We start from the raw sequence: 19,366 nt of genomic DNA on the forward strand, positions 1-19,366 counted from the left end.
TCCTGTCCGACATGCGGCCTACCCGACAGACTGCAGCCCATCGGACCGCCAGCCGCCGAGCCTCACCTTTCGTAGTCCTGTCCGCTTTTCCGCATCCCGAAATTCCGTTGCCAGTTTCGAAGGGGCACCCCTATGTCCGAAACAGCCCGCAAGGCACCCAGCGTTCCCGACCCCAACCGCTGGCGAGCCCTCGCATTCATCTCGATCGCCCAGCTGATGGTCATCCTCGACGCGACCATCGTGAACATCGCCCTGCCCTCCGCTCAACAGGACCTGGGCATCTCGGACGGCAACCGCCAGTGGGTCATCACCGCCTACGCCCTCGCCTTCGGCGGTCTCCTCCTGTTCGGCGGCCGGATCGCCGACCTCTGGGGCCGCAAGCGCGCCTTCGTCATCGGTCTGGTGGGCTTCGGCGCGGCCTCCGCACTGGGCGGCGCCGCCACCAACGAGGCGATGATGTACAGCTCCCGTGCCCTGCAGGGCGTCTTCGGCGCCCTCCTCGCCCCCGCCGCTCTCTCCCTGCTCTCCGTGACGTTCACCGACGCCAAGGAGCGCGCCAGGGCGTTCGGCGTCTACAGCGCGATCTCCGGTGCCGGCGGCGCCGTCGGCCTGATCCTCGGCGGCGTCCTGACCGAATACCTGGACTGGCGCTGGACGTTCTTCGTGAACATCCCATTCGCCGCGATCGCCGCAGCCGGTGCGTACTTCGTCATCAGCGAGCCGGAAGGCGGGCGCAACCGCTCGCCGCTCGACATCCCCGGAGTGATCCTGTCCGCCCTCGGCCTGGTCGCGCTGGTCTACGGCTTCACCCGCGCCGAGTCCGACGGCTGGAGAGACTCCACGACCCTCGGCCTGTTCGTCGCCTCCGCGGTCCTGCTGCTCGCCTTCGTCATCACCGAGGCCAAGGTCAAGGCCCCGCTGCTGCCCCTGCGCGTGGTCACCGAACGCAACCGCGGCGGCGCCTTCCTCTCGTTCGGCCTCGCGAACATCGCGATCTACGGCCTGTTCCTCTTCCTCACCTACTACCTGCAGATCGTCAAGGGCTACTCGCCGATCAAGACCGGCTTCGCCTTCCTGCCGTTGGTTGTCGGCACGATGACCGGCGCGACCCAGATCGGCACCCGCCTGACGCCCCGCGTGCCGGCGCGGCTGCTGATGGGTCCCGGCTTCCTGGTCGCCGCGGCCGGCATGTTCCTGCTGACCCAACTGGAGGTCGGCTCCTCGTACGCCGGTCTCCTCCTGCCGACCCTACTGATCGTCGGCATCGGCCTGGGTACCGCGTTCATGCCCGCCGTGTCCGTGGCCACGCACGGGGTGGAGTCGCGCGACGCCGGTGCCGCCTCCGCCATGGTCAACACCTCGCAGCAGCTGGGCGGCGCAATCGGCACGGCCTTGCTGAACACCGTCGCCGCCTCCGCCATGGCCTCGTACATCACAGACCACATCGCCACGGCCGCGACGAAGCCCCAGCAGCAACTGGTCCAGCTCCAGGGCATGGTGCACGGCTACGCCAACGCCGCCTGGGTCGCCGTCGGCATCGTGGCCGGCGCCGCCGTGATAGCGCTGGCTCTCATCAACGTCGGCCGCCCGAAGGCCGATTCGAGCACCGGCGAGGGACCCGAAGCCCAGGCACCGGTGATCGCACACTGACAATGCCCCCTCCCGAGCGGGCCCATGGTCCGCTCCGGCTCCTCCGCATCCGGAGCCGGGGCGGGCCTTCTTCGGTCCCGACGGCCGACAGCAGAGGGCGCTGGTGCCCGGCCTCACCATGGCCACCCCGAGCGAGTCCACGGTGGAAAACCTGCAGCCGCAGATCGAGTACAACTTCTACGGCGCCGTCACCGCCGCCCGCGCCGTATTGCCCGCCATGCGGGAGGCCGGAGCCGGGACCCTGCTGTTCACCACCGGCGGCGGCTCCATCAACCCCGTCCCCATGCTCGGCAACGTCAACGCCGCGGCCGGAGCACTGCGCAACTGGGTGCTCAACCTGCACAACGAACTGGCGGGGAGCGGCGTGTACGCCGCGCACGTGGCGATCAGCACCTGGATCGGTGACGACGGCCCCGAAGGCATCCCCGCAGCCACCCCCGACCAGATCGCACCCTTGTACTGGGACCTGCACGAGCGCCGCGACCAACCCGAGGCCGTCTTCACCGGCTCACTCACGCCGGCACTCCGGCCGCTGCCCACGGGCGGCGGACGTCGTTCTCGCGGTCGGCCCGAAGCTGCCGGTATGGGCTTGATATCCCAAGTCGGCGATGGTGGGCGGTTCGTGACGGTCGGAGGATACGCCTGCCGGCACGACTTCCGGTGATCATGGAGTGTCGAGTTCGCTGATCACCACAAACGGAAGGCCGTGCCTGCTGCGCAGCGCAACGCGTCGGCCCCGCCCTACGGGCCGTACGACCCGCCGCCCGCCGGTTCAGCCCAGACCGTCGGCGCCGACCGGGACGGCGGATTCGTCGAGCAGGGCGTCGGTGACGGTACGGCGCAGTCATAGACCGTATCTCGCTCGCCGAGGTCGCCCGCCGCATCCAGGACGGTGTCCCGCCGTCCCTGCGCGGCCGGGTGTTCGCGGCGACCGCCGACCTGGCGGCGCTCGCGGGGTGGGTCAGCCACGACTGCGGCCGGTACGCCATCGCCCAACGCTTCTGGAGTTACGGCACGTACGCGGCCGGGGAAGCGGGGCGGCGCGACCGCGGGGTGGAGATCGTCACCCGCATGTCGCACCAGATGATCTACCTCGGGCACCCGCAGGACGCCCTCGGTCTCCTCGGCGTCGCCGCGAAGAAGGCCACCCTGCCCGCGACGAGAGCGCTGGTCGCCTCGCAGACCGGCCGGGTGCACGCGGCCCTCGGCGACGAGCGGGAGGCCGACCGGTACCTCGGCGACGCCGACGGCCTCCTGGCGGACGGACTCGGCGACGACGTCCCCGAGTGGGTGAGCTACTTCGACGCGGCCGAGCATGCCGGCGCCCGCGCGGTCTCCGCCCGCGACCTCGCCGGACTCCACCACGGCCGCCGAGTGGCGAGCGGCCATCTCGACGACGCGGCCCGCGTCGACTCCACCCTCGTGGCCTCCCGCCTCAACATGCTGCTGGAGGCGGCCCGGCCGTACGAGACCGCCGCGGTGCAGGACGTACGTACCAGGGCTCGGGATCTCGCCACCGCCCGTCCGACCACCATCGCGGCCTGAGACCATCGAGCGCATGGGTAAGCACTCCCGACGCCTCCTTCGACGTAAGGAGTGCACCACGATCGCGGACAAGACCGCACCGCCCGCTCTGGACCTGCTGATGCGCGATTGATGGCGCCACGCGAACCGAGCGAATACGGCCGAGGGCAACGAGGCAGGCACCATACAATTTGGACGCGAACGATTGCGTTGCCCCATGCCTTCACAGGCGGCCCGAAGGAGTGTGCCCGTGCCCGGCCATCGTTCCATCACCGAAGCCGAGAAACTGGCAGAGGCCAAGCTTGGCGGTATCTCCCTACGGCATGACCAGATGGCCGTCGTCGCCAACATCTATCGCGCCGCCTCGGCAGTGCGGCAGCACCTTGAGAATTCCGTGTTGCGCGGCGTCGACCTGACCTGGACCGCCTTCGTGGTTCTCTGGGTCATCTGGGTCTGGGGTGAGCCGGAAACGCGGCACGTGGCAGAAGAGGCCGGCATCTCCAAGGGCACGCTCACGGGGGTTGCCCGGACGCTGGAAAGGCGTGGGCTTGTACAGAGAGCCGATCACCCCACCGACGGCAGGCTGGTGCTGCTCAGCCTGACTGATCAAGGTGAGGAGCTGATGCGGCGCGTCTTTCCGGCGTTCAACGAGGAGGAAGCCTTCGTCACGGGGCAGCTCAGCGATGAGCAGTGCGGCATCGTCGCTGCCGGGCTGCGTCAGGTGGTGCTGCAGGTGGAGGAGAACGGTGAGACACGCCGCCAGGCTCTCCTGGGCGGTGCGGCCCCCGCGCCACGTCGTAGCGGTCGCCGCCGCAAGGCGTGAGCCCACACAGTCCCGGACGACCGCTCGCTTCCATCGGGGGATGTGCCGACGGAAAAGCGACCGGCCAGTCGCCCTCGTCACAGCTCGAATCGCTCGCCTGGGAAGGTTCCCGGCAGTTCGGCCGGCGACAGCGGCACCTCGGTCCAGATGGTCTTGCCTGTTGACGTGTACCGGGTTCCCCAGCGTTGTGTCAGTTGCGCAACCAGGAACAGACCTCGGCCGCCCTCGTCTTCCATCGCCGCCCGCCGAAGGTGGGGCGAGGTGTGGCCGCCGTCGGAGACCTCGACGATGAGGCCGCGCTCCTGGATCAGCCGCAGACACACCGGAGCGTTGCCATAGCGGATCGCGTTGGTGACCAGCTCGCTGACGACGAGCTCGACGACGAACGACGCGGCTTCGTCGACTCCCCACGCGGCCAGCTGGTCGAGGGCCAGCGACCGGGCTCTTGCCACTTCTGCGGCGTCGCAGGCCATGTCCCACGTCGCCACCAGACTCTCGGCCAGGGCGTGGACGCGGAGCAGCAGCAGTGCGGCATCGTCCTCGGGGGCTTGGGGCAGGAGCCTGGTGATGACCCTGTCGCAGATCCTGTCCAGTTGGCCGTTCCCGGGCCCGGAGAGTGCGGTGCAGAGAGATCGGATCCCTGCGTCGATGTCTGTCTGACGGTTTTCCACGAGTCCGTCGGTGTACAGAGCGAGCATGGCGCCTTCCTGCAGCTCGATGTCGGCGCATTCGAACGGCAGGCCGCCCAGGCCGAGGGGCGGTCCGGCGGGAAGGTCCACAAGCTCGGTGTGCCCGTCGGGGGTGACAAGTACGGGCGGCAGATGGCCCGCCCGGGCCATGACGCAGTGCCGGGAGACCGGATCGTAGATCGCGTACAGGCAGGTGACGCCCAGTGCCTGGTCCTCGGTCTCGGCCTCGGCGGCACCGGAAGTCGGAATACCGGTCCGCGCCACGAGGTCGTCGAGACGGGCGAGCAGTTCGTCCGGCGCGAGGTCGAGCGCCGCCAGCGCCGCGACGGTGGTGCGCACCCGGCCCATGGTGGCGGCCGCGCCCATGCCGTGTCCGGCGACATCCCCCACCACCAGCCCGACGCGTGCCCCGGAGAGGGGGATGACGTCGTACCAGTCCCCGCCGACGCCGGCGTGTCCGGCCGCGGGCAGATAGCGGTGGGCGACTTCCACGCCCGGTTGTTCGGGCAGGGCGCGAGGGAGAAGATCACGCTGGAGCATGAGTGCGGTCGCATGTTCTCGGGTGTAGCGGCGGGCGTTGTCCAGGCAGACCGCGGTGCGGGAGACAAGTTCTTCGGCGAGCTGGATCTCCTCATGCTCGAAGGGGTCGGCGTGTTGGGGGCGCGCGAAGGCCGCCACGCCCAGGGTGGTGCCGCGGGCCTTGAGGGGAAGGGCGAGCACGTGGGTGGCCGCGTCGGTAGCCGGCGCGTTCTCGGCCAGGCACCGCAGGCTGACGGTGTCCAGTTCGTCGTACGCGGTGTCCTTGGCCGCGGTGTGATCGGTGCGGTGAGCTACCCGGCAGAGGGTGGGGTGGGTGCCGAAGTGTTGTGGTTCCTCCCCGCCCAGGACGGGTTCGAAGATGTCCACGATGACGGCCTCGGCGAATTCGGGGACCACGAGTTCCGCCAGTTCGCCGGCCGTATGCCGGATGTCCAGGGTTCTTCCGATACTGCCGCTCGCCCGGCTGAGCAGAGCGAGACGCTGCCGTGCCACATAGCGGTCGGTGATGTCGAGGCCGGCCTCACAGACTCCGATCGGCCGGCCTTCCTCGTCCTGAAGCCGGAAGTAGGAGCACGACCAGACGCGTTCATGATGGGGGGCCAGGAAAGTGGCGCTCCGGTACCGCACGTCGACCACGGGTGAGCCGGTGCGGGCCACGCGCTGGACGATTTCCTCGACACTTGTGACCGGCCGGTCAGCCTCCTCCAGCACCTCGCCCTGCGGCAGAATGTCCTTCAGGAACCTTCCGGCTACCTCCTTGAGCGAGATTCCGAACTGCTTCTCGATTGCGGCGTTGATCCAGCGCACCCGGGCGTCCGTGTCGTAGATCACGAGCTGGACGGGCGATTCCCGGTCGAGTCCGTCAAGCATGGCCCGGCCGAGGGCCTCCCAGTGCGCCAGCTCGGAATCCACTGCCACCAGCAGCCACCCGGTCGCGCCCACCCCGAGGGCGAGCGGGGTGAGAGACAAGGACACGGGCACCGGGCGGCCGTCACCGCGGCGGACCGGCCGGGGGCCGAGCGACCATGCCGTACCACCGTCACCAGCGGCTGAGGAGATGCCGGCTCCCGTTTCGGTATCGGCCAGGACCGCGTCGGCGGACCGGCCGAGGACCTCCTCGGACGCCAGACCGAACAGCTCCTCGGCTTCCCTGCTCCACCCGGTGAACCGCAGGTGCCGGTCCAGCACTGCGGTCGCGCCGCCGGGCGTCGGCATGCCCGAGGAAGGCGTGCCGTGCGGCCGGACTCCCTGGTCATGCCCTGTGAAAATGCTCGTCATCGCCGCTCCTGAGGTTGGTGCAGGAGAGCTTCGGCTCATTCAATGTACCGTCGGACGCCCCCGGTGACGCCTGCGCGCGATAGGCCGCGAGAAGTCGGCGCAGGGCGTCGACACTCTCCTCGGTGCGGCCTGGTGCGCCGGACGTGACCTGGTGGAATACCAGGCCGTCCAGGGCCGCGAAGACGATCTCCGCCATGTCCTGCGACACGTCGAAGCAGGCCAGTGCCTCGCGGACGGCGTCGCGGTATGCGTCGTAGAGCACGTCTACGTGGTGCCGCAGCTCCGGCCGCCTGCTCGCTTCGAGCTTCAGTTCGTACTGGAACGCCTGGACGTCGGGGTCGGCCGCGATGAAGTCGGCCAGGGTCGCGGCGAAGTCCTCCAGTCTTCCGCTGGCGGGCACCAGCGAGGACGTCTCGATGCTGCGTGTGACGCACCACCGCAGCGCCTCTTCGAGGAGGGCGTCGCGCGAACCGAAGTGGTGGGCGACCAGCCCGTGCGTGACGCCGGCTTCGGCGGCGACGGCACGGTAGGTCAGCTTCCGCAGGCCGCCCCGGGCCACCACCCTGACGGCCGCTTCCAGGAGCGCCTCCCGCCCTTCGCCGTAACCGGGCCGGGTGTCCTGGCCGGTCTCGCCGTCTGTCTCTGCTGCGGCGTTCACTCGCCCCTCCTTCTGTCTGCCGTCCCCGAAACTCAATCTATCCTATTGACAAGTTATCCAGGTGGATAGATTCTCGCTGCAGCGCACGCCCTCTATCCACTGGAGTCCCCATGGCCATCCCCGAAGGATTGAGCACCACGCCGTTCGCTCCCCGCTACGCGGACCGGGTCGAGGAGTGGATCGACGTCTACGGCAACGCCGTACCGCTGGCCATCGGTGATCCGGCCGAGGAGTACGAGGCCATCCGCACCGCCGTCGGGGCCTCCGAGTACTCGATGCTCTACAAGTGGCATGTCGAAGGTGAGAATGCCGTCGCCACCGTCGACGCCGTCTTCTCGCGCGGCGTCAAGGGGCTGGGCGCCGGACGCATCGCCTACGGGGTCGTGGTCGACGCCGACGGGATGATGCTGGACGACGTGACCGTGGCCGTCCTCGCGCCCGACCACGTCGTCGTCACCGGCGGCAACCCCGCCACCCTGCAGTCGCTGGCCGCTCACGCACCCGCCGGGACCACGGTCGCCGAACGCCGCGACGAGTCCGCCGTCCTGACCCTGCAGGGCCCGCGCAGCCGCGACGTCCTCCAGCGCCTCACGCACGTCGACGTGTCAGGCGCCGCCTTCCCCTACTACACCTTCCTGCGCGACGCCCTCGTCGCGGGCATCCCCGCACAGGTGAGCCGGCTCGGTTTCACCGCCGAGCTCGGCTACGAGATCCAGGTCCCGCGGGAGCAGGCGCTGGCGCTGTGGGACGCGGTCTTCGAGGCCGGTGGGGACCTGGGGATCAGGGCCTTCGGCGCGATCGCCCTGCTGACCTGCCGCACCGAGGCCGGGATGATCATGGGGGAGCTGGAGTACGACCACACGGTCACCCCGTTCGAGTGCCGGATGGGCTGGGCGCTGGACTTCGACAAGGGCCCCTTCCAGGGGAGGGACGCGCTGCTGGCCAAGAAGGACAGCGTGACCGGCCGCGTCGTCAGCGTCGTCGTGGATGCCGCGCCGGATACCGCCGAGGGCGCCCGGCTGGAACTGGACGGCCGTGACATCGGCTACGTGACGATGGCGGTGCCCTCCCCCGTCCTCGACGGCGCCACCCTCGGTCTGGCCCGGGTGCACCGCGACGCCGTGAAGTCCGGCACCGCGCTGACCGCCGTCGCCGCCGACGGCTCGAAGGCCGACGCCACGGTCCGGCCCACACCCGTGTACGACCCCGAGCGCGCCCGCGTGCGGGCCTGACCCGACGGAGATCCCGACGTGCAACGCTACATTCTCACGCTCCGCTGCCCCGACCAGCCGGGCATCGTCCACGCACTCGCCGCGGGCGTCGCGGAGGCCAAGGGCAACATCCTGGAGAGCGCCCAGTTCTCCGATCCCGGCACCGGCATCTTCACCATCCGTGTGAGCCTGGAGACACCCGGCGCCGACACCGAGAGCCTGCGGGACGAACTCACCCTGCGGCTGGCCCGTTTCGACCCGGTTCTGACCGTCCGGCCCGAGGAGCAGCGCCGCCGGGTGCTGCTGATGGTGTCGAAGTTCGACCACTGCCTGGTCGACCTGCTCTACCGCTGGGGTTTGGGTGAACTGCCCGTCGACATCCCGCTGATCGTCTCCAACCACCCCGACCTGGCGCCGGTCGCGAAGCGGTACGGCATCCCCTTCGTCCACGTCCCCGTCACCCGCGACACCAAGCCGGAGGCGGAGGCCGAGCTGCTGCGGCTGGTGGCCGAGCACCGGGTCGACTTCGTGGTGCTCGCCCGTTACATGCAGGTCCTCTCCGACGACCTGTGCGGCAAGCTGTCCGGCCGGATCATCAACATCCATCACTCGTTCCTGCCGGGCTTCAAGGGCGCCAAGCCCTACCACCAGGCCCACGAGCGGGGCGTCAAACTCATCGGCGCCACCGCCCACCTCGTCACCGCCGACCTGGACGAGGGCCCGATCATCGAGCAGGACGTCGTCCGCGTCGGGCACCGCCACACCGCGCCCGAACTGGTCGCGATCGGCCGGGACGTCGAGCGGATCGTGCTGGCCCGCGCGGTCCGGCTGCACGCGGAGGACCGCGTCGTCCTCACCGGCTCCCGCACCGTCGTCTTCTCCTGACAGCCGCACCGAGAGGCTTGTGTGACATGACCACCGCGACGCTGCTCGACGGGAAGGCCGCGGCAGCCGAGACCAAACGTGAACTCGCCGAGCGGGTGAAGGCGCTGAAGAGCCGGGGCATCGCCCCCGGGCTGGGCACCATCCTGGTCGGCGACGACCCGGCCAGCCGCTCCTACGTCGGCGGCAAACACCGCGACTGCGCCCAGGTCGGCATCGCGTCGATCCGGGTGGAGCTGCCCGCCACGGCGACCCACGCCGAGGTCGAGGCCGCCGTGCTCAAGCTCAACGCCGATCCGGCCTGCACCGGCTTCATCGTCCAGCTGCCGCTGCCGGCCCACATCGACACCCACGCCGTGCTGGAGTTCATCGACCCGGCCAAGGACGCCGACGGACTCCACCCCGCCAACCTGGGCCGACTCGTGCTGGGCATACCGGGGCCGCTGCCCTGCACCCCGCGCGGCATCATCGACCTGCTGCGGCGCAACCGCGTGCCCATCACCGGACAGCAGTTCTGCGTCATCGGCTGCGGTATCACCGTGGGCCGCCCGCTCGGCCTGATGCTCACCCGCAGCACCGAGCACGCCACGGTGACCCTGTGCCACGAGGCCACCCAGGACACCGCGGCCCACACTCGCGTCGCCGACGTGGTGGTGGCCGCGGCCGGCGTGGCCCATCTGGTCAAGCCCGACTGGATCAAGCCGGGCGCCACCGTCCTGTCCGTGGGCATCACCCGGACCGTCGAGGGCATCCTCGGCGACGTCCACCCCGACGTCGACCAGGTCGCGGGCTCCCTCGCACCGCCGGTCGGCGGAGTGGGACCGATGACCCGTGCCATGCTGCTGACCAACATCGTCGAGGCGGCGGAGCTCGGCTGACCTCGCGTAGGGGGTGGGGGCTGGACCGCAAGGCCCTGCCCCCACGCCGTTGCGTGCGGCTGGAGAGCCTCACGCACGCCTACACGCGACCGGAGTAGTCGGTGTAACACTCCACCGGGTCCCCCTCGTAGCTCCACGGCCAAGGCATCACCAGTCCGCCGACCGCGGAGAAGACCGGGCCGGCACCGCCGCTGCGGCCCGCCCGGATCAGGGCGTAGGCGAGCATTCCCAGGTCCGCGACGGCGGCCGCGTGACGCAGGTGACCAGGTTGCGGCCAGTGGGCCATGCCCTGGTCCAGCAGCCGTGCGGTGTGCGGCTGCGACCAGTACTGGCTCACGCCCAGCGCCTGGATTCCTCCGCTGCTCCTTTCGCGGTGGTGCTGGCGCACAGCCGCGGTCAGGGGCAGGCATGCCGTCGGCGCGTCCCACGGCATGACCGCGATGGCGTCGTCGAGGAAGTCCCGCAGCGCGGCCTGGCTGCCCTGCTCCTCCGGGGAGAGGTAGCCCAGGATCTGCAGGTGCGCCTCCCGGTGCCATGGATCACGCGCGTGTATTTCGTGCCAGACGAACGAGAGTTCGGAGCTCGGCCGCTTCAGAAGCCGCAGCGCCGCCAGCGCACCCACCCACGGGGTCGGATCGGCCGGGCGGGCATCGGCGGCGACGCGGCAGAGCGCCATGGCTCCACGCGGATCGGTCGCCAGTTCAGCCCAGGTGGCCAGCAGCAGGGCATCCGGGTCGCGGGGCCGGCGTTCGCGCCAGCCCCGGGCCAGCGCGGGTGCGGCCTGCGCGAGGACGCCGACACGGTGGCAGCGGCGGTCCCAGTCGTCACCGGTGGCCCGCAGGAGCCGCTCCACCTGGGCGATGGCGAGGTCCTGCGGTCCGGGGCCGCGGGCGGCGGTGATGCCTTTCAGTACCCGGCCCAGCACAACGTCGTCGAGTTCGGGGGCGAGGCGGGGTGCCTGTCGTTTGTGGCCGAAGAGAGCCATGTCTTTTTCAGTGTCTGTTGTGGGCGGCCTGGACCAGCGCGTCGAACAGGCCTTGCTGGGCCGGGTCCTGGTCCGCGGTGTCCTCGGGGTGCCACTGCACCGCCGTGAACCACCCCGGGTGTCCAGGCAGTTCGAGCCCCTCCACCGTGCCGTCGGCGGCCCGCGCGGTGACCTTGAGCCCGGCACCGACGCGGTCGACGCGCTGGTGGTGGTAGCAGGAGGCCTCCGTCTTCTCGGCGCCGGTGGCCCGTTCGAGCAGGGTGCCTCGCTGGATCGCGACCGGGTGCACGATGTGCCGGTGTTCGCGGTCCGCGCCGCCCATGTCCTGTTCCAGGCTGCCGCCGAGGGCGACGTTCACCACCTGCAGCCCACGGCAGATCGCGAGCATGGGCAGGACCGAGTCCAGGGCCCGCCGGGCGACTTCGAGGTCGAACACGTCCTGGAGGTCGTCGACGTCGTAGACGCTGCCATGGGTGTCGGCGGCTCCGTAGCGGTGCGGGGCCAGGTCTCCGCCGCCCGGGAGCAACACGCCGTCGAAGCGGGCGAGCCGCTCGGCCACGTCGGCTCCGGCCGGGTCGGCGGGGTGGAGGCTCACCGGCTCGCCCCCGGCCCGCCACACGGCCTCGACCAGCGCGCGGGCGTTCACCTCGGCGGCGTAGCGCAGCGCGGACGTGGTGGCGGCGAACCGGGCCGGAATCGCGATCAGGGGGCGCGTGTGCGTACGGGTCACAGCTGGATCCAGGTGGTCTTCAGCTCGGTGTACTTCTCCATGGCGTGCGCGGACTTGTCGCGGCCGTTGCCCGACTGCTTCATGCCGCCGAAGGGGACGGTCAGGTCGCCCTCCTCGTAGCAGTTGACCCAGACCGTGCCGGCCTTCAGTGCGCGGGAGACCTTGTGGGCGGTGGACAGGTCGGAGGTCCACAGCCCCGCGGCGAGGCCGTACTCGGTGGCGTTGGCCAGCCGTACCGCCTCGTCCACGTCGTCGAAGGCGAGGACGGACAGGACGGGGCCGAAGATCTCTTCGCGGGCCAGCCGCATGCCGGGGTCAACCCGGTCGAACACGGTGGGCCGCAGGTAGCTGCCGCCGGTCTCGGCCAGGGCCCGGCCCCCGCCCACACGCAGCCTGGCACCCTCGTCCAGGCCGGAGGCGACATGCTCCAGGACCCTGCCGAGGTGGCTGTCGCCGACCAGTGCGCCCATCTCGGTGGCCGGATCGAGCGGGTCGCCCACCCGCAGCTCGCGCGCCCTCGCCACGACGGCCTCCGTGACCTGTTCGGCGATGGACGAGTGGACCAGCAGCCGGGAGGGCGCAGTGCACATCTCACCCTGGTTGAAGAAGATGCCCCAGGCCGCGGTTGCTGCCGCCTTCTCCAGGTCAGGGGCGTCGGGCAGCACGATGTTCGGTGACTTGCCGCCGAGTTCGAGCCAGACGCGCTTGAGGTTGGAGTCGGCGGCGTAGCGCAGGAAGTGGCGGCCGACGGCGGTGGAGCCGGTGAAGGCCAGGACGTCGATGTCGGGGTGGAGGCCGAGCGCCCGGCCGGCCACCGGCCCGTCACCGGTGACGACGTTGAGGACGCCCGGCGGCAGTCCGGCGTCGGTGGCGACGCGGCCGAGCAGGAGGGCGGACAGCGGAGAGGACTCCGACGGCTTCAGGACGACCGTGCAGCCGGCGGCGAGCGCGGGAGCGACTTTCCAACTCGCCAACGTGAGCGGGAAGTTCCACGGCACGACGGCGCCGACGACACCTGTCGGCTCCCGGGTGACCAGGGCGAGCGAGTCCGGTGCGGTGTGGGGAGACTCGTCGGTGAGTTTGTCGGCGAGCTGCCCGTACCAGCGGAAGGTGTTGATTGCGGCGCGCAGCTCGATGGCGTACGCGTCCGTGATCGGTTTGCCCATCTCCAGGCTCACGGTCAGTGCCAGTTCCTCGCGCCGCTCTTCCAGCAGTTCAGCGATCCGCAGCAGGACCCGGCCGCGCTCGGCGGGCGCCAGGTGCGGCCACGGCCCTGTGTCGAAGGCGCGGCGCGCCGCCGCGACGGCGAGATCGACCTCTGCCTCCCGCGCGTCGGCGACCCGGACCAGGGTCTGGCCGTCGCGAGGGGAGATCACGGCGAACGATGCACCGTCACCGGCTTCGTCCTTGCCGTCGATGTGGTGCTGCGTGGGCAGGCCGAGTTCCTTGGCGCGGCGCAGCAGTTCTTCATGGGTGGCGTTCAGCACGCGTTCTCCATCTCCGTTTCATCCACGTCATTCGATGACAGACGACTCACGTGTTCGACAAAGGCCCGATACGGCCGGGGCGCGGGCTCCGGCCGTATCGGTGAGGATCGCGGTGTTCAGTCGCTGGTCTCTGCCCTGGGCCGCGTCAGCCTGGCGGCGACGACGCCGAGGATCAGCACCACCGGAACGGTGGCCTGGAGCCATAGGGCCGTGGTCCGGTCGCCGCCGATGAGCGTCGTGAAGTTGGCGATGATGAGCCAGATGGCACCCGCGATGCCGAGCGCGCCCAGTACGGGGGCGATCAGGGTGTTCCAGAGGCGGGTGTCGGCGCCGGAGCGGCGGAAGTACACGATGACCGAGACCGAGGTCAGGAAGTACAGCAGCATGATGCCCAGGACCGCGACTCCGCTGAACCAGGAGAAGAGGGTCAGCACCGGGTCCTTGCCCAGGACCGCGAAGGGCACCACGAGCAGCACCGCGATCACGGTCTGCACGGTGCCCGCCACCCAGGGCGAGTGACGCCGGTTGATGGCGGTCAGGCCCTGCGGCAGGAGCCCTTCACGGCCGAGAGAGAACAGGTAGCGGTTGGCGGAGTTGTGGAAGGCCAGGAGGCCGGCGAACAGGGACGTGGCCAGCAGGATCGGCAGCACGTCGTTGACCCAGCCGCCGAACTGGGCGGCGATCGGCGCGAAGACGAAGGCCGCGGCGTCACCGCTCTCCAGGGCCTTGCCCGCCTCGGCCGTGGCCTGGGACGCACCGTGCGCGGAGATGAGCATCCACGAGGTGAAGGCGAAGAAGCCGGTGATCACCACGACGGACAGGTAGGTGGCCCGGGGAACGGTCTTGCGAGGTTCACGGGCCTCCTCGCCGTAGATGGCGGTGGCCTCGAAGCCGAACATCGACGCCACGGCGAACATCAGCGCCACGCCGGGAGCACCCTGGAGCGCGACGGACGGCGAGAAGCTGTCCGTGAGGCCGAGCCCCTCGGGGCCGCCGCCCTGGAAGAGCGTCACGAGGGCGAAGACGATCAGGACGCTGAACTCCGCCAGCACGAAGACAGCGAGGATCTTCGCGCCCATCTCGATGCCCGAGGCGCCGAGCACCTGGACGATCACCATGGTGACCAGGGCCCAGACCCACCACGCCACGTGGGCACCGGTGTGGTGCTCGACAAGGCCGCTCATGATGCTTCCGTACAGCCCGTACATGCAGGCCTGCACGGCACAGTAGGAGAAGAGCGCGACCGCGGCGCTGCCGGAGCCGGCCGAGCGGCCGAGTCCCTTGCCGATGTAGGTGTAGAAGGCGCCGGCGTCCACGACGTGGCGGCCCATGGCCACGAAGCCGACCGAGAACAGCAGGACGATGACGCCGGCCGCGAGATAGGCGGCCGGAGCGCCTGCACCGTTACCGATGGCGATGGCGATCGGCACAGCGCCGGCGATGCCGGTCAGTGGCGCCTGGGCGGAGAGAACGAAGAAGAGGATGCCGAGGACACCGAGAGAGTTGGGCTTGAGTCTGCCTGCCATGGATGCATCATCAGCAGTCTGCGTGACGACCGCGGTCTGACTGTCCACTCGAATCACCTGCCGGGGACGGGGAGGGGCGGAGTTTGTTTTGGGCCAAACGAGTTGCCCCATGGTGGGCCGGAACTATCCGTTTGACAAGGGGTGTGGGGAGATCCTTTGCGCGGCGGCGGAGTTCCTACACGGTGGAAACCGGGGGACTCGCGGCACGTGCGACGGATTACGCGGTCACCCTCTCCACGCGCCGCATGACGTCCCGGCAGAAGGTTCCGATGCCGTTGGGGTCGTCGATGAACTGGTTCGGCTTGATGCAGAAGGTGGTGAAGCCGAGCTCCAGCTGCTCGGGAATGGAGGCAAGGGCGGTGCCGAGGTCGGCCGGTGAGCGGTCGTCGGGGAACACGGCCTGGGTGCCGCCGATCATCTCCAGGTCGGCGATGTCGCGTCCTGCTCCGGCCATGGCGTCCCCGAGCTGCCGCATGTCTTCGGGTGTGGGCCGTCCGAGCGGGTGGAAGCCGTGCCCGTACCGCACCAGCCGCCGCAGCAGCGGGCCGTGCATGCCCTGTCCTCCGAACCACAGCCGCGGGCCGTCAGGACGGTACGCCTTGGGCTCGAAGTAGACGTCCTGGAAGGGATAGTGCTCGCCGTCGTGGGAGACCGGGGACGGTCCCCAGGCCTTCGCCCAGATCTGAAGGTGCTCGTCCAGCAGCCGCCCGCGCTTTCCGAACGGCACGCCCAGGGCCGCGTACTCGTCCCTGCTCCAGCTCACCGTGGGCTGCACCACGAGGCGGCCCTCGCTGAGCAGGTCCAGGGTGCCGAGTTCGCGGGCGAGCAGCAGGGGGTGGCGCAGCGGTGCGAGGACGGCCGCGGCGGCCAGCCGGAGGCGGGAGGTGACGGAGGCGATGGAGGCGAGCAGGAGCAGGGAGTTCGGCCAGGGGGTGTAGGGGTCCTGGTTGCCCGGGAGGGCGTAGTCGCGGGGGTTTCCCATGACACCGGCGGCCCCGGCGTCCGGTCCGAGCACGATGTGTTCGCTGACCATGACCGCGTTGAAGCCGGCGTCCTCGGCCTCGCGGGCCCACCGTACGGCGGTGGGCAGGTCCGCCCGGCCGCCGGTCAGCGTCCAGTTCTCGCTCAGGACGAGCAGCATGCGGGGAGGGGTGGGTGCGGGCACGGGTGGATGTCCTTCACTCGCGGGGATTGCGTCGAGGCTGCGTGCGGCTGGATGACGGCAAAGATGCCCGCCGCGTACTCCTGTGGCGGGCCCACGGCCGGACCGCTGTCGCCGGGGCCGTTCTCCGGTGGCCCGGCGCCATCGGTGACATGCCGCGTTTCCGTCTACTCGTGCACCGTGATGGCCTGGAGCGGACATACCTCGGCGGCCTCGTGCAGTTCCTCGGCGCTGTCCTCGTCCACGTCGGCCACGTAGACGTCGGTCGCCCTCGACCGCAGGGACAGGCGTCCGTCGTCGTCCAGCGCGAACAGGCCGGGGGCCGCGTACACGCACTGGCCGTGGTCCTGGCACTTCTTGAGGTCGACTTCGACCTTCATGACGGCTCCTGTCTCTCTCGGTTCTCGGAGGGGTCGGGGGATCAGAGGAAACGGACGGGGAGGCGGGTGATCGTGCGCAGGAACTCGGTGTGGGCGTAGGCGGGTTCACCGGCCAGCTCGACACCGGAGAAGCGGTTGACGATCGAGCTGAAGACGATGTCGGCCTCGGCGCGGGCCAGGATCTGGCCGGCGCAGCCGTGCATGCCGGAGCCGAAGGCCAGGTGCTGGCCGGCGGCGACCGGCCGGGTGTGGTCGAAGGTGTCGGGGTCGGCGAAGACCTCCGGGTCGCGGTTGGCCGAGGCGATGAGCAGGGCCAGCGCCTCTCCGGCCGGTACCGTGGTGTCGCCGATGGCCGTGTCCTGCGTGGTCAGGCGCACCACCATCGACTCGGGCGTGTCGATCCGCAGGATCTCGTTGATGATGCCCGGTCGTGCCTCCGGCTCGTCCCGGTAGGCGGTGAACAGCCCGGGCTGCTGCGTCATCAGCCAGATGCCGTGGTTGATCAGGTGCTTGACGTCGAGGTGGCCCACGGCGAAGAACAGCAGGATGGTGTAGACGACCTCCTCCTCGGTCATCCTGCCCTCGTCCTGCGCGGCGATGAAGGCGTCGATCAGGCCCTCGCCGGGATGGGCTCGTTTGTCGGCCACGAGCCGGCGGATGTGCTCGGCGTACCAGGCGAACGCCTCTGTGGTGGCGCGGGCCTCGTCGTCGTTGCAGCCGGGGCCGAGGCTCAGCCCGATCTCGTAGGTCTTGCGCTGGATGGTGTCCATCTCGGTCGGCTCGATGCCGAAGATGTGACAGGTGGTGTCGAAGGTGCACTTCAGGGAGAGGCCGTCGGCCGCGTCCAGGGTGCCGTCGCCCTTGTCCACCTCGTCGAGCACAGCCTCCACGGCGGCACGCATCACCTTGGACCACTCCTCGACCGCCTTGGGTGTGAACCAGCGGTTGGTGATCCGCCGCAGCCTCGTGTGGTCGGGGGCGTCCTTGCCGAGCATGGTGTGGTGGATCGGGGTGGCCGGCCCGAAGTCGAGCTGTTGCGCGCTCAGGGTGGGGTTGCGGATCAGCCGGGCGACGTCCTCGTAGCGGGAGACGACGTACAGGCCGACCGGATGCCTGTAGACAGGGTGCTCCTGCCGCAGCCGCGCGTAGTACGGGTACGGGTCCGCACGGAAGCCGGGGTCACGGAAGGGCAGCAGATCCTCGATGGCGGACGCGGGTCCGGCCGTGGTGACGGTCATGTCGTGACACTCCTCGTATCGGGCGCGAGGCGGAGGGAACTGGGGAGGAGAAGAGGAGGGCGACCAGTGGGCCCTGCACCACCGAGAATTATCCACACGGATAATTTCGTCAATGCTTCGCGCGCACGTAATCAACTCTTTACGCCGCCGGAAACAGGCGAGTCCCCGTCGCTGGGCGACGGGGACTCGTCCTGACCTGCTGTTATGGCAGGGATTACGACATGGCGGCTACTCTGCGCCTTCACGCTGCCGGGTCAGCAGTGACCGCAGCTCCTTCAGCGCGGCCTCGGTGACGTCCGGCTCGTCGAGGACCAGCTGGTGCAGTACGAGACCCTCCAGAGCGGCGAAGACGAGCCGGGTCAGGGCAGGGCTGGTGCCGTCGGGCAGGCTGCGGGACAGCTCCCTCTCCGTGGCCTCGAAGTACTCCTCGTACAGCGCGCGGATCTGCGGCAGCAGCTCGGGCCTGCGCCGGGACTCGAGCATGAGCTCGTACTGGAACATCTGCATGGCCGGCTCGCGGGTGACCATGTCCGCCAGTCCCGCCGCGAAGTCCGCGATGTCGCCCGTGCCGGGTTCCAGGGAGCTCGTGCGCGCGCTGGTGCGTACCGCGTGTTCGAGGGCTGCCTCGATCAGTGCGTCCCGCGAACCGAAGTGGTGCACCACGAGCCCGTGCGTGACACCCGCCTCCTCCGCGACGGCACGATAGGTGAGCTTCCGCAGCCCTCCCCGGGCCACCACGCGCACGGCCGCGCTGAGCAGGGCCTCACGGCCGGTCCCGTAGTCCACGCGCTTGCGGGGCCTGGCGGGGGGCTTCTCGGAGGAATCGCTCATGAACGCGACCCTACCCGCGCGTCGCGACCGGCAGACCGCCCAGGGGCGTCATCGCTTCGGCGGACGGATGCCGCGGAACTCCCAGTCGCCGCCGAGCGCGGTGGACAGCACCTCCTCCGATTCGGTGGGCTGGGCGCCGACGTCGGTGCGGATGGAGGTGGGGCCGGTGACGATGTGGTTGGTGAGGCGGCCCAGGCCCTCGACCTCGACCTCGACGACGTCGCCCGGCTGTACGGGGCGGGAGTTGGCGGGGGTGCCTGACAGCAGGACGTCGCCGGGGTACAGGGTGATGGTGCGGGCGATGTCGGCGACGAGATAGTGCATGTCCCACTTCATCTCGTCGGTCGAACCGTCCTGGACCACCTTTCCATTGACGTAGGTGCGCAGGCTCTTGCCGTGGAAGTCCCAGTCGGTGACCAGGCCGGGGCCGAGCGGGCAGAGCGTGTCGGAGCCCTTGACCCGGAGCATGGAGCCGGCGTCGGTGTCGCGGAAGTCGTGCAATCCGTAGTCGTTGGCGATCGTGTATCCGGCGATGTACTCGCCCGCTTCGGCCGGGGGGATGTTGCGCGCGGTCTTTCCGATGACGATGGCCACCTCGCCCTCGTAGTTGAGCCACTTGCAGCCCTCGGGGCGGACGATGGCGCCCTTGTGCGAGTTGAGGGCCGAGGTCGGCTTGTGGAAGTAGGTGGGCGTGTCGGGGAGGTCGATATCGAACTCGTCGACACGGCTGCGGTGGTTGAGATGGACCGCGATGACCTTGGAGGGGACGACCGGGGGGAGGTGCTGGGCGTCCTCGGTCTTGACGCGGCGGCCGTCCGCGGCGACGAGTTCGTCACCGTCGACGGTGACCTGGACGGCGGCGCCGTCGAGGAGGATGCGGCGGTATTCGGGCAT

General features: G+C 69.9%; 19 protein-coding genes. 8 read left to right on the forward strand and 11 right to left on the reverse strand.

Annotated elements, in window-relative coordinates; translation table 11 throughout:
• The first annotated feature begins 132 nt into the window (after positions 1-132).
• The 5 genes from OG718_RS02350 (at position 133) to OG718_RS02370 (ending at position 3,997) form a co-directional block, all read left to right on the forward strand.
• On the forward strand, positions 133-1,650 hold the full coding sequence (locus OG718_RS02350; protein ID WP_328843027.1) for an MFS transporter: 1,518 nt from the start codon (positions 133-135) through the stop codon (positions 1,648-1,650).
• A 118-nt stretch (positions 1,651-1,768) separates the two neighbouring features.
• Positions 1,769-2,314, forward strand: coding sequence for an SDR family NAD(P)-dependent oxidoreductase (locus tag OG718_RS02355; protein WP_328843028.1), 546 nt, complete (start codon positions 1,769-1,771; stop codon positions 2,312-2,314).
• A 42-nt stretch (positions 2,315-2,356) separates the two neighbouring features.
• On the forward strand, positions 2,357-2,500 hold the full coding sequence (locus OG718_RS02360; protein WP_165269958.1) for a hypothetical protein: 144 nt from the start codon (positions 2,357-2,359) through the stop codon (positions 2,498-2,500).
• Positions 2,501-2,568: 68 nt separating this feature from the next.
• Positions 2,569-3,195: a hypothetical protein gene (locus OG718_RS02365; protein ID WP_246886526.1), complete on the forward strand. Its 627-nt coding sequence runs from the start codon at positions 2,569-2,571 to the stop codon at positions 3,193-3,195.
• Positions 3,196-3,424: 229 nt separating this feature from the next.
• Entirely contained in the window at positions 3,425-3,997 is a 573-nt protein-coding gene (locus OG718_RS02370) for a MarR family winged helix-turn-helix transcriptional regulator (protein WP_210582068.1), read from the forward strand.
• A 77-nt stretch (positions 3,998-4,074) separates the two neighbouring features.
• On the opposite strand, the gene OG718_RS02375 is transcribed toward OG718_RS02370, so the two are convergent.
• Entirely contained in the window at positions 4,075-6,504 is a 2,430-nt protein-coding gene (locus OG718_RS02375) for a SpoIIE family protein phosphatase (protein ID WP_210582066.1), read from the reverse strand.
• A complete protein-coding gene (locus OG718_RS02380) occupies positions 6,479-7,162 on the reverse strand; it encodes a TetR/AcrR family transcriptional regulator (protein WP_210582064.1) in 684 nt (227 codons plus the stop codon). The genes OG718_RS02375 and OG718_RS02380 overlap by 26 nt, the downstream gene beginning before the upstream one ends.
• Before the next feature lie 110 nt (positions 7,163-7,272).
• Here OG718_RS02380 and OG718_RS02385 point away from each other — a divergent pair, with 110 nt between their 5' ends.
• Genes OG718_RS02385 through OG718_RS02395 form a run of 3 tightly spaced genes read left to right on the forward strand, consistent with a single transcriptional unit; the run spans position 7,273 to position 10,133 of the window.
• The gene (locus OG718_RS02385) at positions 7,273-8,394 is read left to right on the forward strand and encodes an aminomethyltransferase family protein (protein ID WP_069757832.1); all 1,122 of its coding nucleotides are present in this window, start codon (positions 7,273-7,275) and stop codon (positions 8,392-8,394) included.
• Between the two features lie 18 nt (positions 8,395-8,412).
• Entirely contained in the window at positions 8,413-9,258 is an 846-nt protein-coding gene (gene purU / locus OG718_RS02390) for a formyltetrahydrofolate deformylase (RefSeq protein WP_210582062.1), read from the forward strand.
• Positions 9,259-9,284: 26 nt separating this feature from the next.
• Positions 9,285-10,133 carry a bifunctional methylenetetrahydrofolate dehydrogenase/methenyltetrahydrofolate cyclohydrolase gene (locus OG718_RS02395; protein WP_328843029.1) on the forward strand — a complete coding sequence of 283 codons (849 nt, stop codon included), beginning with the start codon at positions 9,285-9,287 and terminating at the stop codon, positions 10,131-10,133.
• Between the two features lie 79 nt (positions 10,134-10,212).
• On the opposite strand, the gene OG718_RS02400 is transcribed toward OG718_RS02395, so the two are convergent.
• The 9 genes from OG718_RS02400 to OG718_RS02440 form a co-directional block, all read right to left on the reverse strand.
• Positions 10,213-11,118, reverse strand: coding sequence for a hypothetical protein (locus OG718_RS02400; protein ID WP_069757835.1), 906 nt, complete (start codon positions 11,116-11,118; stop codon positions 10,213-10,215).
• A gap of 7 nt (positions 11,119-11,125) precedes the next feature.
• A complete protein-coding gene (locus tag OG718_RS02405) occupies positions 11,126-11,848 on the reverse strand; it encodes a gamma-glutamyl-gamma-aminobutyrate hydrolase family protein (protein WP_266928415.1) in 723 nt (240 codons plus the stop codon).
• Positions 11,845-13,335, reverse strand: coding sequence for an aldehyde dehydrogenase (locus OG718_RS02410; RefSeq protein ID WP_210582059.1), 1,491 nt, complete (start codon positions 13,333-13,335; stop codon positions 11,845-11,847). The genes OG718_RS02405 and OG718_RS02410 overlap by 4 nt, the downstream gene beginning before the upstream one ends.
• Before the next feature lie 116 nt (positions 13,336-13,451).
• Entirely contained in the window at positions 13,452-14,909 is a 1,458-nt protein-coding gene (locus OG718_RS02415) for an APC family permease (RefSeq protein ID WP_210582057.1), read from the reverse strand.
• Between the two features lie 169 nt (positions 14,910-15,078).
• On the reverse strand, positions 15,079-16,002 hold the full coding sequence (locus OG718_RS02420; RefSeq protein WP_210582113.1) for a TIGR03619 family F420-dependent LLM class oxidoreductase: 924 nt from the start codon (positions 16,000-16,002) through the stop codon (positions 15,079-15,081).
• Between the two features lie 188 nt (positions 16,003-16,190).
• Positions 16,191-16,403 (reverse strand): ferredoxin, encoded by a 213-nt coding sequence (locus OG718_RS02425; protein ID WP_069757840.1) that lies wholly within the window; start codon positions 16,401-16,403, stop codon positions 16,191-16,193.
• 41 nt (positions 16,404-16,444) lie between these two features.
• Complete coding sequence (locus OG718_RS02430; protein WP_210582055.1) at positions 16,445-17,641, reverse strand: cytochrome P450; 1,197 nt, start codon at positions 17,639-17,641, stop codon at positions 16,445-16,447.
• 228 nt (positions 17,642-17,869) lie between these two features.
• Positions 17,870-18,472, reverse strand: coding sequence for a TetR/AcrR family transcriptional regulator (locus tag OG718_RS02435; protein WP_210582053.1), 603 nt, complete (start codon positions 18,470-18,472; stop codon positions 17,870-17,872).
• Between the two features lie 48 nt (positions 18,473-18,520).
• Positions 18,521-19,366 (reverse strand): fumarylacetoacetate hydrolase family protein, encoded by an 846-nt coding sequence (locus tag OG718_RS02440; RefSeq protein WP_210582051.1) that lies wholly within the window; start codon positions 19,364-19,366, stop codon positions 18,521-18,523.

The sequence above is a fragment of the Streptomyces sp. NBC_00258 genome, from assembly GCF_036182465.1.
Taxonomy (GTDB): Bacteria; Actinomycetota; Actinomycetes; order Streptomycetales; family Streptomycetaceae; genus Streptomyces.